This is a genomic window from Enterobacter cloacae complex sp. 382A5, from assembly GCF_050031095.1.
Classification (GTDB): Bacteria; Pseudomonadota; Gammaproteobacteria; order Enterobacterales; family Enterobacteriaceae; genus Enterobacter; species Enterobacter cloacae.
The window spans coordinates 2,389,482-2,402,246 of sequence record NZ_JBLGVK010000001.1 but is presented as its reverse complement, the minus strand read 5'-3'; the positions used below and the strand labels follow the sequence as shown (position 1 = coordinate 2,402,246).

The window sequence follows — 12,765 nt, the reverse complement described above, 5'->3', positions numbered from 1 at the left end:
CCATCCCGGTCGTCACAACTCAGTCTTACAGACTTAAGGAAATATTATGCCCCGACCCATCCCTCTCGAACGTTATCGCAACATCGGTATTTCCGCGCATATCGATGCCGGTAAAACGACAACCACCGAACGCATCCTGTTTTACACCGGGATGAGCCACAAGCTGGGTGAAGTACACGATGGCGCGGCAACAACCGACTGGATGGCGCAGGAGCAAGAGCGCGGGATCACCATTACCTCCGCGGCCGTCAGCTGCTTCTGGCCGGGTATGGACAGAGGGTTTGAACCGCACCGGATCAATATCATCGACACCCCGGGGCACGTGGATTTCACCATTGAGGTGGAACGTTCCATGCGCGTGCTGGACGGTGCCGTCATGGTGTACGACTCCGTGGGTGGCGTGCAGCCACAGTCAGAGACCGTCTGGCGTCAGGCGAATAAGTATCATGTGCCGCGCCTGGCGTTCGTCAACAAAATGGACCGTCCGGGTGCCGATTTCTTCCGCGTCGTACGGATGATGCAGGAACGCCTGAAGGCGAATCCGGTGCCTATTGTGATCCCTGTGGGCGCGGAAGAGCATTTCACCGGCGTGGTGGATCTCATCAAGATGCGTACCATTGTGTGGGATGATGCCACACAGGGCATGGTGTTTAACTATGCGCCGGTACCGGACGAATTGCTGAGCACCGCGCAGGAGTGGCGGGAAAAAATGGTCTCTGCGGCAGCAGAAGCCAGCGACGCGCTGATGGATAAATATCTGGAGACGGGCGACCTTGATGAGGCTGAGATCATCAAAGGGCTGCGTATTCGGACCATCTCCGGTGAAATCCAGCCGATGCTGTGCGGCAGTGCCTTTAAAAACAAAGGGGTACAGCGCATGCTCGATGCGGTGATTGAGTTGATGCCATCCCCGCTGGATGTACCGGCCATCGACGGTGTGGACGAAAAAGGGCAGCATGCGGAGCGCCATCCAAGTGATGAAGAACCGTTTTCTGCGCTGGCGTTCAAACTGATGAGCGATCCGTACGTCGGGCAGTTGACCTTTATTCGCGTTTACTCTGGCGTGTTGAGAAAAGGCGACGCGGTGTATAACCCGGTGAAGGGCAAGAAAGAGCGTATCGGACGCATCGTGCTGATGCATGCCAACGATCGTCACGAGGTGGATGAGCTGCGCGCCGGTGATATTGCGGCCTGTGTGGGTCTGAAGGATGTGACCACCGGGGACACGCTCACCGATCCGAATGCGGTCATCACGCTTGAGCGAATGGAGTTCCCGGACCCGGTGATCTCCCTTGCCATCGAGCCAAAAACCAAGGGCGATCAGGAGAAGATGGGCATTGCCCTGCAACGCCTGGCGGCGGAAGATCCGTCGTTCCGTCTGCATACCGATGAAGAGTCCGGCCAGACGATTATCTCCGGTATGGGTGAGCTACATCTTGAGATTATTGTCGATCGCATGAAGCGTGAGTTTGGCGTCGAGGCGAACATCGGCCGTCCGCAGGTGACCTACCGCGAGACGCTGCGCAAAGCGGTGAAAGATATCGAAGGCAAATTTGTCCGGCAGTCCGGCGGTAAAGGGCAGTACGGGCATGTGGTCCTGAGCCTTGAGCCGTTAGAGCCTGGTAGTGGCTTCAAGTTTGAAGATGCCACGAAGGGTGGCGTGGTGCCGCGTGAGTATATTCCCTCTGTGGAAAAAGGGCTGCGCGAAGCCATGAACAGCGGCGTGCTGGCGGGGTATCCGGTTGTCGATGTAAAAGCGACCCTGACCTTTGGGTCGTATCACGACGTCGACTCCTCGGAAATGGCGTTCCGCATGGCGGCGATCCTCGGGTTTAAAGAGGGCGCTCGCAGAGCGGATCCGGTGATCCTTGAGCCGGTGATGCATGTCGAGGTGGAAACGCCGGACGAGTACGCCGGTAATATCATGGGCGATCTCTCATCCCGTCGTGGCATGGTGCAGGGCATGGAAGAGCAGTACGGCAGCCAGATTATCCGCGCTGACGTGCCGCTGGCAGAGATGTTTGGATACGCCACCACGCTGCGCTCGATGTCGCAAGGGCGCGCGACCTACACGATGGAGTTCCACCATTTTGCGGAAGCACCGCGCAATGTGGCGGATGAGATTATTGCCCGGCGTGCGAAGAGTTAATTAATTACACATGGTAGTCGTTGGGCTACCATGTGTTTTTGAGCCTGCCACTGAGTTATACAAAAAGCCCTTCTTTTCTTTCATCGTTTTACTTAATCAGTGTAGCCGATCGAACTTTCCATTTTCCTTTTTCCTGGACGAGACAATCTGCGACAACATGATCTTGCGTTTTACCAAATGCGAGATAGACATTTGTGCATACGGCATCAAAATCTGAATGCAAGACTGTTATCTGATCCCAGTCCTCATTCCAGTCCTGAGATTTGATGAACATATCCGCGTCAGGCATATCTTTTTCGTTACTGTCGCCTGAGTACATTGCTTTAATTGCTGCAACGGTCTCAGAGGTAACGTAATCATTCATGATGTCTGGATTGAGGACTGGCGGTTTGTCCTGATTCAACTGCGCGATATACCATTGATTAAATGTAAGAGCTGCCACTGCCGGTGCATCACTGCTATCAGCGACTCCGAACGGTGACAGGGCGAAAAGTAAAAAGAAGCGTCTTTTCATTAGTCATGCCTGAATAATTCATAATGTGGCTGTATGTTGCGGTATGCCTGTCCTGGGTACATGGTACGTTGTACAAAATCGCTAATCCACTGTTGCCCATCGTATATACAAACGTGGCCACTATCGTGACCCACAATATTTTGAATAACGGCTACGTCACCTGCATGCGGTTGATCATATACCAGGCGGAAGCCAGCGTTGACTAATGTCAGCCCCATATCTTTTGCAAGACGCGTATTGGGGATTTTTAATCTTCCTCCCACTCTGATTGCTTTTGTGACGTAGTGAGCGCAATAACCTGTGCTCCGAGGTTGGGCATGAGATTTGGCATACGAGATTGCACCATCTTTATTCCATGACATTGATATTTCCTTAATGAGAGATTGCTAATGCAACAGTCCGGAAATATCCTCTGTTTTACATCGTTATGGTAAACATAAAATGCCATAGAAGTTTTATATAACTCAGTGGGATACAATTAAAAATATCAATCCAGCGCCTTCACCATTTTCCCACTCGCCACAAACGTCCCGGCTCCCAGATGGTGCAGGGTATTCAGCTTATCCCCGTCAAACTGCCAGCGTCCAGCTACAAACGCGCGTTCATCGGCGGCGGCTGAAACCACTTCCCCGAACAGCGTATCGTACTTTTCTGCCGCGGATGTAACGGGTAATAACCGGCACTCCATCCACGCCAGACATTTCTCTTCAATGACGGGCAGACCGAGTGCCGGACCGTTCACCACCGGGATGCCGTAGCAGTTGAACTTGTCTTCGTCGCGCCCGCTAACGCTACCTACTGCGTAGGTCCAGTTGGCGGCGGACACGCCGGGAATGACGATGCCAAATTGCCCGCTGCGTTCAATCAGTTCACGCGACCAGGTGCTTTTATCCACCACAATGGCGATACGCGGTGGTTCAAACTCAACCGGCATCGACCACGCAGCAGCCATAACGTTACGCCTGTCCAGGGTTTCATCCCGACTGGTGATAAGCACGGTGGGGCCATGGTTTAAAAGACGGCTGGCATGACGTAATTCAACAGGACGAAAGTGGCTCATAGGGTCTCCTCATTAATAACGATGAGTATGGCGAAAAAGCACGGAAATCAAAGTGGACACGTAAAATTAGTTTATAAACAGAACATCACTGTTAAAGGAAACTGATGCATGTCCCCATTTCTGACTGCCTATTTCGCCCGCATCGGCTGGAAACAACCGGCTACTGTTGATATCGACACCTTGCGCGCGCTGCATTTACATCACAACTGTGCGATCCCGTTTGAGAATATCGATGTCGTACTACCGCGCGAAATACAGCTCGACGATCAAAGCCTTGTCGACAAACTGGTTAAGGCGCGTCGCGGGGGGTATTGCTTTGAACAAAATGGCTTGTTTGAGCGCGTGTTGCGCGAAGTCGGGTTTACGGTGCGCAGCGTGCTGGGACGTGTGGTATTAGCGAATCCACCGCAAATGCCGCCGCGCACGCATCGCCTGTTGCTCATCGAACTTAACGGCGAGCGCTGGATTGCCGACGTTGGATTTGGCGGCCAGACGCTGACGGCACCGATTCGTCTGCTTGCCAACGAAGAGCAGGAGACGCCGCACGGGCTGTATCGTCTGCTGAGCGAGGGGAATGACTGGGTACTACAATTCCGTCACCATGAGCACTGGCAGTCGATGTATCACTTTGACCTGACGACACAATATTTCAGCGATTACGTCATGGGGAATTTCTGGTCGGCGCACTGGCCGCAGTCCCATTTCCGCCATCATCTGCTGATGTGTCGCCATCTGCCTGACGGCGGCAAACTGACGCTGACCAACTTCAACTTTACCCACTGGCAAAAGGGCCATGTGGAGGAGCAGATCCACCTTCCCGATGCTGCGGCGTTGTATCAGCTGATGCAGGAGCGCTTCGGGCTGGGTGTTGAGGATCCGAAGCACGGTTTTTCCCTGGCAGAGTTGACGGCGGTGATGGCTGGTTTTGAAACTCACGGAAAATAGCCTCCTCGCTATCGGCCGCGAAACTCGCGCCGATGGCGAGAAGGCGAGGTGTTATTAAGCCTCCGTGCGCCAGCCAGTATAGAGACCGGGCTGGCGACGGGGATCAAGTCCGGTCTTATTCTGTGACTGGCAGCGCCATAACGTCTTTGGTCGTCATAATCTCGGCAAACACATCGGCAACACCGGCTAATGCCGCACGTTGCAGCGCTTTGTGGTCCACCACGCCACCCTGACCATCATCCAGATCGCGTGTTGCTGTCGCATCTTCAGGGATAATCACGTTATAGCCCAGCGGAACAGCGTCACGTGCGGTAGAGGAAATGCACATGTGCGTCATCAGGCCAATGACTATCACCTTTTTGATCCCTTTTTTCTTTAATTGCGCATCCAGATCGGTGCCAACAAAAGAGCTCGGGGTCGCTTTGGTGATAATGGCATCGCGTGCAGAAGGCTGTAGGTCTTGATAGAACTTGGCATAAACAGACCCTTCGGCAAACAGCGGGCTATCCTTTGGCGCTATATGGCGCACGAAGTACACCTGCATCCCCTTTTGATGGGCATAGCTAACCAGCTTTTGACTGTTCTTCAGTACCTTATCGCCATCAGGGATCACCATCTGACCACGAAAATCTTTACCTGCGTAATATTCGTTTTGGATATCCACCACGATTAACGCCGTTTGTGAGGCGGATAAAGACGAAGTCGCCGTTGCGCCTGTCATTGCACGAATGGTTTTGCTATTCGTGCCGGTCGTTTCCTGCGCGCTAGCATAAGTGGAAAAAGTGCTCATCATGCCGATCAGCAATGCTGTACGAAAAAATGGTTTCATCACGCGAACTCCTTCTGTGTTGTGTTCGGGAGCCATTATTCCGCACAGTTGCTCACAGTATGAGTCACCTGAAGAACCAATAACGATACTTTTGGGCCATTATGAGACGACATTTCGTGGTGGAATTTTCTTCTGCAAAGCGGCATGCTTCAGCCTTCATCGCCCGGTGGCGGCTACGCCTTACCGGGCCTACAGCCCACGCGGCGGCATCATTCGAAGGCATGTTGATATGGAAATCGTTTTGCGAAATAAATTCAGTTCATTGGGTATGTTGCTGGGAGGAATTGCACTCATTCTCTCAATGCCGGAATTATTCTCGCTGTTGTGGCTCTGGGGCTTTCGTTCATCGGAGGGATGTGCAAGGAGAGCCGTTGGGGGATCTCCGGGGCACTTCTTTTCTCAGGGCTAACGCTAACGTTCCATGCTGTGCTACTTGCATTCGGATTGATCGTCGCTGTGCTGTTGCTGCTATTTATTCTCTCTCTGGTAACCGGAGGGGCAGTAAGTTGACATTAAAGCCCGGTGGCGGCTACGCCTTACCGGGCCGACAGGTGCTTGAACGTAGGTCGGGTAAGGCGAAGCCGCCACCCGACAAAATCAACGGCGCGACCTCACCACCTGATACCGACGGGTAAAATACTCAAACGGTGCGCTCCACACGTGTACCAGACGGGTGAACGGGAAGATAAGGAAGATTGTCATCCCCAGCACCAGATGAACGCGGAAGATGGGGGCAACGCCACTCAACATTTCCGATGAGCCGCCCTTAAACGTCACAATTCCCTGTGCCCAGCCGACCAGCTTCATCATCTCGCTTCCGTCAGGATACTGGGCGGAGAAAGGAATGGTCGATAGCCCCAGAATGCACTGTATCAGCAGGATACTCATGATGATGATATCCGGCGTGGTGGAAGTGGCGCGCACCCGCTGGTTGAACAGGCGGCGAATCAGCAGCATGGAACCGCCAATCAGCGTCAGCACGCCGCAAATCCCCCCTGCAATCATGGCTAACTGCTGCTTAACCGCGACGGGTAAAAACCAGGCATACATCCAGTGCGGGGTTAGCATGCCGAACAGGTGTCCGAAGAAAATCCCCAGGATCCCAATGTGAAACAGGTTAGAGGCCCAGTTCATACCGCGTTTGCTGAGCATCTGGCTCGACGAGGCGCGCCAGGTGTATTGCCCGTAGTCGTAGCGCAACCAGCTGCCGAGGAAAAACACGGTGGCGCAGATGTAGGGGTAAATGTCATAGAAAAAGACGTTCAGGTAATGTGTCATTTTGGGCCTCCGGCGCTGACGTCCACATACTGCGGCGCGACGTCCTGGCTAAAGCGTCGTTGATAGTGCTGCATCGGCGAGCTGTCGCACGATGTGGCGTTGTCTTCGATAAACTTGACCTGTTCCTCTTCCCAGACGGCATCCAGCGCCTGGCGGGTATCATCGCGTTTCTCCGTGGCCACCTGTTTCGCCACGCTGTCGCTGGAAAGCCGCGTTCCGGCCAACACCAGCAGGGCATCGAACAGCTGATAATGGGCCACGCCGCGCTGCTTCAGACGCCCGCCAATCAGCGCCAGGATAGGCGCGACGTTCTGCAATCCTTCGCGCGCCTCGTCGTCCGTAACGATACTGAGGTACTCCAGATAGAGCGGCAGATAGTCCGGCAGTTCGCGGCAGTCGAGCTGTAGCCCGGCTTTCTCATACTGGCCCATCAGGTCGACCATTGCCTGACCGCGATCGCGGGATTCAGCGTGAACATGCTCGAACAGCAGCAGCGACGTCGCGCGGCCACGCTCAAATACCTCGCACCACTCGGCCTGTTTATCCAGCAGCGGGGCGCTCAGGTGCTGACGGGCAAACGACAGCAGCATGGGTGCGTCCTGCTCAATGAGCGAAAGCGCTTCCTCGCGATTTTCCCACAGGGTCTCATCGGGATACTCAATCAGCAGCGCGATGATTTTGAGGATCTGCATTACTCTCCCTCCCCATGTTCGCGCACCTCGGTGATGTTGATGGCATCAATCCGGCTGCTGTTGAAGAGGTTAAATTTGGTGTCAGAGCCGTGGCAGCCGTCACCAAAGGTGAAGCCGCAGCCGTTACGTTCCGGGAAGGCATCGCGCGCCATTTCACGGTGGCTGGTGGGGATCACGAAACGATCCTCATAGTTGGCGATGGCCAGATAGCGGTACATCTCTTCAACCTGTTCTACGGTAAGGCCTACCTCCTCAATCGCACGGGTGTCCGTGACGCCTTCTACCGTCTGGGAGCGCTTGTAGTGTCGCATCGCCATCATGCGTTTAAGCGCGCGCAGCACCGGGCCGGTATCCCCCGCGCTGAGCATATTGGCCAGATACTGCACGGGAATGCGCAGGCTCTCTACGGCAGGCAGGACGCCGTCGCTCTGCGGCAGACCGCCTGCGTCAGCGTAGGACTGGATCGGTGACAGCGGCGGCACATACCAGACCATCGGCAGGGTGCGGTATTCGGGGTGCAGCGGCAGGGCCAGCTTCCAGTCCATCGCCATTTTGTAGACCGGGGAGCGCTGGGCCGCATCAATCACGTTCTGCGGAATGCCCTGTTTCAGCGCTTCTTCAATCACCGCCGGGTCGTTCGGGTTGAGGAACACGTCGCACTGGCGCTCGTAGAGATCGGTTTCATGCTCGGTGCTGGCGGCTTCCTCAATACGGTCCGCGTCATACAGCAGCACGCCGAGATAGCGGATGCGCCCGACGCAGGTTTCCGAGCAGACGGTCGGCTGGCCGGATTCAATGCGCGGGTAGCAGAAGATGCATTTTTCTGACTTGCCGCTCTTCCAGTTGAAGTAGATCTTTTTGTACGGACAACCGCTGATGCACAGACGCCAGCCGCGGCATTTGTCCTGATCAATCAGCACAATGCCGTCCTCTTCGCGCTTGTAAATGGCGCCGCTCGGGCAGGTGGCGACGCAGCTTGGGTTCAGGCAGTGCTCGCACAGGCGCGGCAGGTACATCATGAAGGTGTTTTCAAACTGGCCGTACATCTCTTTCTGGATCTTCTGGAAGTTACGGTCGCGGGCGCGTTTTTCGAATTCGCCGCCCAGCAGCTCCTCCCAGTTGGGCCCCCAGACGATTTTGTCCATCCGCTTGCCGTCAATCAGCGAGCGCGGACGGGCGGTAGGGAGGTGATCCCCCTCCGGCGCGCGGTGCAGATCCTGATAATCGAAGGTGAAAGGCTCATAGTAATCGTCAATCTGCGGCAGGGCGGGGTTAGAAAATATTTTCGACAGTACCCCCATTTTGCCGCCGAGGCGCGGCGTCAGCTTACCGTGAATACCGCGGATCCAGCCGCCTTGCCACTCCTCCTGGTCTTCCCAGTTTTTCGGGTAGCCGATCCCCGGTTTGGTCTCGACGTTGTTGAACCACGCATATTCCATCCCTTCACGCCCGGTCCAGACGTTTTTGCAGGTGACCGAGCAGGTGTGGCAGCCAATGCATTTATCGAGATTCAGTACCATGCCAACCTGTGAACGTATTTTCATTTTTTCGTCTCCTGTACCTGATCCCGACCTTCGCCATCCAGCCAGTTAATGTTTTTCATTTTGCGGATCATGATGAATTCGTCGCGGTTGGAGCCAACGGTGCCGTAATAGTTGAAGCTGTATGCCAACTGGGCGTAACCGCCAATCATGTGCGTCGGTTTCGGGCAGACGCGGGTCACTGAGTTATGAATACCGCCCCGGCGTCCCGTCACCTCTGAACCGGGAATGTTAAGAATGCGCTCCTGGGCGTGGTACATCATGGTCATACCCGGCGGCACGCGCTGGCTCACCACCGCGCGGGCGGTGAGGGCGCCGTTGGCGTTGAAGGCTTCAATCCAGTCGTTGTCCTCAATGCCCAGCTCACGCGCGTCGGTTTCACTGATCCAGACAATCGGCCCGCCGCGCGACAGGGTCTGCATCAGCAGGTTTTCACTGTAGGTAGAGTGGATGCCCCATTTCTGGTGCGGCGTCAGGAAGTTGAGCGCTTTTTCCGGGAAGCCGTTCGGCGGGATCTCGCGCATATGGCTGACGCTGCGGGTATCAATCGGCGGACGGTAAGCCACCAGACTTTCGCCGAAGGCGCGCATCCACGGGTGATCCTGATACAGCTGCTGACGGCCGGAGAGGGTGCGCCACGGGATCAGCTCGTGAACGTTGGTATAACCCGCGTTGTAGGAGACATGCTCGCTTTCCAGACCGGACCAGGTTGGGCTGGAGATGATTTTACGCGGCTGCGCCTGAATATCGCGGAAGCGGATTTTTTCATCTTCTTTATTCAGCGCCAGGTGGGTGTGGTCGCGTCCGGTCAGTTCGCCCAGCGCCTCCCACGCCTTCACTGCCACCTGACCGTTGGTTTCCGGTGCCAGCGCGAGGATCACTTCGGCGGCATCAATGGCCGTCTCGATACGCGGACGGCCTTTCGCCGGACCGTCGAGCTTGACGTAGTTCAGCTTGCCGAGGAACTCGACCTCGTTTTGCGTGTTCCACGAGATCCCTTTCCCGCCGTTGCCGAGCTTGTCCAGCAAGGGGCCGAGGGAGGTAAAGCGCTCCCAGGTTTCCGGGTAGTTACGCTCGACGACCGCAATGTTCGGCGCGGTTTTGCCGGGGATCAAATCGCATTCGCCTTTGCGCCAGTCCTGAATATCAAACGGCTGGGACAGTTCCGCCGGGGAGTCGTGCTGCAGAGGCTGCAACACGACGTCCGTTTCCGTACCGAGATGGCCGACGCACACGTCAGAGAAAACTTTGGCGATGCCTTTGTAAATCTCCCAGTCGCTGCGCGATTCCCACGCCGGGTCGACGGCGGCAGACAGCGGATGAATAAACGGATGCATGTCGGAGGTGTTCATGTCGTCCTTTTCATACCAGGTGGCGGTGGGCAGGACGATGTCAGAGAACAGGCAGGTGCTGGACATACGGAAATCGAGCGTTACCAGCAGGTCGAGTTTGCCCTCAATGGCGTTAGTCTGCCAGTCGACCTCTTCAGGCTTCACGTCATCGGTCGAGCCTAAATCTTCTCCCTGGATCCCGCTTTCGGTGCCGAGCAAATACTTGAGCATGTACTCGTGGCCTTTGCCGGAGGAGCCAAGCAGGTTCGAGCGCCAGACAAACAGATTGCGCGGGTGGTTTTTACCGCTGTCGGGCTGCTCGCAGGCGAAGCGGATATCACCCGATTTCAACGCCTGAACGGTGTACTCCTGCGGCGACAGGCCTGCTGCCTCAGCGCGGGCTTTGATGTGCAGTGGGTTGAGGTTGAGCTGCGGCGCCGACGGCAGCCAGCCCATACGCTCGGCGCGGACGTTGAAGTCGATCAGGTGACCGGTGAATCGGGATGCATCCGCCAGCGGAGAAAGCAGCTCCTGCGCCGTCAGCTTCTCATAGCGCCACTGGCTGGCGTGGTTGTAAAAGAACGAGGTGCTGTTCATCTGGCGCGGCGGGCGGTTCCAGTCCAGCGCGAAGGCCAGCGGCAGCCAGCCGGTTTGCGGACGCAGCTTCTCCTGGCCCACGTAGTGCGACCAGCCACCGCCGCTTTGGCCTACGCAGCCGCAGAAGACCAGCATATTGATCATGCCCCGGTAGTTCATGTCCATGTGGTACCAGTGGTTTACCCCGGCACCGAGAATGATCATCGAGCGTCCATGCGTTTTGTGCGCCGTGTCGGCAAACTCACGGGCAATTTTTTCAATCAGATACGCGGGGACACCGGTGATCTGTTCGCCCCAGGCCGGTGTATACGCTTTGATCTCACCATAATTTTCAGCCGCGTTACTGTCTTCCAGACCACGATCGAGACCGTAGTTGGCGAGCACCAGATCGTATACGCTGACCACATGTTTCTGGCTGCCGTCGGCAAGCGTCAGGGTTTTACTCGGCACGCGGCGGGTCAACACTGGCTCCTGTTTCACGCTGCGAAAATGCGGATTCTCATTGCCACCAAAGTAGGGGAAGGCGACATCCGCCACGCTGTCGTGGGTGATCAGCAGGGAAAGGGTCAACTCCGTTTCCTGACCCGCAGCCAGCGATTCCAGGTTCCATTTGCCTTTTTCGCCCCAGCGGAAGCCAATGGAACCGTTAGGAACCACCAGATTACCGGCAATATCAAAGGCGACGGTTTTCCACTCCGGATTGTTGGCTTCGCCCAGCCCGTCCACAAGGTCGGACGCCCGCAGCATGCGTCCCGGCACCAGACGACCATCGGCCTGCTCATCCAGCAGAACCAGCATCGGCATGTCAGTGTAGCGGCGGCAGTAGTTGAGGAAGTAGTCGCTTGGGTTATCGAGGTGGAACTCTTTGAGGATCACATGTCCCATGGCCATCGCCAGCGCGCTGTCGGTCCCCTGTTTGGGGGCGAGCCACTGGTCGCTCAGTTTGGCAACTTCTGAGAAGTCCGGCGTGATGGCAACGGTTTTGGTCCCTTTATAACGAACCTCGGTAAAGAAATGGGCGTCGGGGGTGCGCGTCTGGGGAACGTTAGAGCCCCAGGCGATGATATAGCTGGAGTTGTACCAGTCGGCGGACTCCGGCACGTCGGTCTGCTCGCCCCAGGTCATGGGCGAGGCGGGAGGCAGGTCGCAATACCAGTCATAGAAACTCAGGCAGGTACCGCCGAGCAGAGAGAGATAGCGCGTACCGGCAGCGTAAGAGACCATCGACATCGCCGGAATAGGCGAGAAACCGGCCACGCGGTCCGGGCCATAATTTTTGATGGTCCAGACGTTGGCGGCGGCAATCAGCTGGTTCAACTCTTTCCAGTTCGAGCGGATAAACCCGCCTTTACCGCGTGCCTGTCGGTAGCTCTGCGCTTTTTGCGGATCGTTTTGAATGGCATCCCAGGCGAGTACCGGGTCGCTGTGCTGCGCCAGCGCCTCGCGCCAGAGTTCAATCAGCCTGCGGCGCACCAGTGGATATTTGAGGCGGTTGGCGCTGTAGAGGTACCAGGAGTAGCTTGCGCCGCGTGGGCAACCGCGTGGCTCATGGTTAGGCAGGTCCGGGCGAGTGCGGGGGTAATCGGTCTGCTGGGTTTCCCAGGTCACCAGTCCGTTTTTGACATAAATCTTCCAGCTGCAGGAGCCGGTACAGTTCACGCCGTGGGTAGAGCGCACAATCTTGTCGAACTGCCAGCGCTGGCGGTAGCTGTCTTCCCAGTCCCGGTTGGTGTGATACACCTGCCCGTGCCCATCGGCGAAACTGTCGCCTTTTGTTTTGAAGTAACGAAAGCGGTCCAGCAGTTTGCTCATGACATTTCTCCTGCTTC

General features: G+C 56.1%; 10 protein-coding genes. 2 read left to right on the top strand and 8 right to left on the bottom strand.

What is annotated here, in order from left to right; genetic code table 11:
* The first annotated feature begins 46 nt into the window (after positions 1–46).
* A complete protein-coding gene (fusA, locus tag ACQG2G_RS11355) occupies positions 47–2,149 on the top strand; it encodes an elongation factor G (RefSeq protein WP_061771426.1) in 2,103 nt (700 codons plus the stop codon).
* Between the two features lie 88 nt (positions 2,150–2,237).
* Here fusA and ACQG2G_RS11350 read toward each other — a convergent pair whose 3' ends face one another.
* From ACQG2G_RS11350 to ACQG2G_RS11340, 3 genes are all read right to left on the bottom strand, one after another.
* Positions 2,238–2,663 carry a DUF3828 domain-containing protein gene (locus tag ACQG2G_RS11350; protein ID WP_061771427.1) on the bottom strand — a complete coding sequence of 142 codons (426 nt, stop codon included), beginning with the start codon at positions 2,661–2,663 and terminating at the stop codon, positions 2,238–2,240.
* Positions 2,663–3,025 (bottom strand): hypothetical protein, encoded by a 363-nt coding sequence (locus ACQG2G_RS11345; RefSeq protein WP_061771428.1) that lies wholly within the window; start codon positions 3,023–3,025, stop codon positions 2,663–2,665. The genes ACQG2G_RS11350 and ACQG2G_RS11345 overlap by 1 nt, the downstream gene beginning before the upstream one ends.
* Positions 3,026–3,150: 125 nt before the next feature.
* Positions 3,151–3,723 carry a flavin reductase family protein gene (locus ACQG2G_RS11340; protein WP_058684719.1) on the bottom strand — a complete coding sequence of 191 codons (573 nt, stop codon included), beginning with the start codon at positions 3,721–3,723 and terminating at the stop codon, positions 3,151–3,153.
* A 108-nt stretch (positions 3,724–3,831) separates the two neighbouring features.
* Between ACQG2G_RS11340 and nhoA the strand changes: the two genes are divergently transcribed.
* Positions 3,832–4,668: an N-hydroxyarylamine O-acetyltransferase gene (nhoA, locus tag ACQG2G_RS11335; protein ID WP_248766520.1), complete on the top strand. Its 837-nt coding sequence runs from the start codon at positions 3,832–3,834 to the stop codon at positions 4,666–4,668.
* Positions 4,669–4,783: 115 nt separating this feature from the next.
* On the opposite strand, the gene ACQG2G_RS11330 is transcribed toward nhoA, so the two are convergent.
* The 5 genes from ACQG2G_RS11330 to ACQG2G_RS11310 form a co-directional block, all read right to left on the bottom strand.
* Positions 4,784–5,497, bottom strand: coding sequence for an isochorismatase family protein (locus ACQG2G_RS11330; RefSeq protein WP_061771429.1), 714 nt, complete (start codon positions 5,495–5,497; stop codon positions 4,784–4,786).
* A gap of 597 nt (positions 5,498–6,094) precedes the next feature.
* Positions 6,095–6,775 carry a respiratory nitrate reductase subunit gamma gene (narI, locus tag ACQG2G_RS11325; protein WP_014883923.1) on the bottom strand — a complete coding sequence of 227 codons (681 nt, stop codon included), beginning with the start codon at positions 6,773–6,775 and terminating at the stop codon, positions 6,095–6,097.
* Complete coding sequence (narW, locus tag ACQG2G_RS11320; RefSeq protein WP_013096513.1) at positions 6,772–7,467, bottom strand: nitrate reductase molybdenum cofactor assembly chaperone; 696 nt, start codon at positions 7,465–7,467, stop codon at positions 6,772–6,774. Before narW ends, narI begins: the two co-directional genes overlap by 4 nt.
* On the bottom strand, positions 7,467–9,011 hold the full coding sequence (narH, locus tag ACQG2G_RS11315; RefSeq protein ID WP_061771430.1) for a nitrate reductase subunit beta: 1,545 nt from the start codon (positions 9,009–9,011) through the stop codon (positions 7,467–7,469). The genes narW and narH overlap by 1 nt, the downstream gene beginning before the upstream one ends.
* On the bottom strand, positions 9,008–12,748 hold the full coding sequence (locus ACQG2G_RS11310) for a nitrate reductase subunit alpha (RefSeq protein WP_062856989.1): 3,741 nt from the start codon (positions 12,746–12,748) through the stop codon (positions 9,008–9,010). Before ACQG2G_RS11310 ends, narH begins: the two co-directional genes overlap by 4 nt.
* Between the last annotated feature and the right edge of the window lie 17 nt (positions 12,749–12,765).

Coding starts and splice junctions, on each gene's coding strand:
- fusA (WP_061771426.1), top strand. CDS start 47: ATGCCCCGACCCATCCCTCTCGAACGTTATCGCAACATCGGTATTTCC.
- ACQG2G_RS11350 (WP_061771427.1), bottom strand. CDS start 2,663: ATGAAAAGACGCTTCTTTTTACTTTTCGCCCTGTCACCGTTCGGAGTC.
- ACQG2G_RS11345 (WP_061771428.1), bottom strand. CDS start 3,025: ATGTCATGGAATAAAGATGGTGCAATCTCGTATGCCAAATCTCATGCC.
- ACQG2G_RS11340 (WP_058684719.1), bottom strand. CDS start 3,723: ATGAGCCACTTTCGTCCTGTTGAATTACGTCATGCCAGCCGTCTTTTA.
- nhoA (WP_248766520.1), top strand. CDS start 3,832: ATGTCCCCATTTCTGACTGCCTATTTCGCCCGCATCGGCTGGAAACAA.
- ACQG2G_RS11330 (WP_061771429.1), bottom strand. CDS start 5,497: ATGAAACCATTTTTTCGTACAGCATTGCTGATCGGCATGATGAGCACT.
- narI (WP_014883923.1), bottom strand. CDS start 6,775: ATGACACATTACCTGAACGTCTTTTTCTATGACATTTACCCCTACATC.
- narW (WP_013096513.1), bottom strand. CDS start 7,467: ATGCAGATCCTCAAAATCATCGCGCTGCTGATTGAGTATCCCGATGAG.
- narH (WP_061771430.1), bottom strand. CDS start 9,011: ATGAAAATACGTTCACAGGTTGGCATGGTACTGAATCTCGATAAATGC.
- ACQG2G_RS11310 (WP_062856989.1), bottom strand. CDS start 12,748: ATGAGCAAACTGCTGGACCGCTTTCGTTACTTCAAAACAAAAGGCGAC.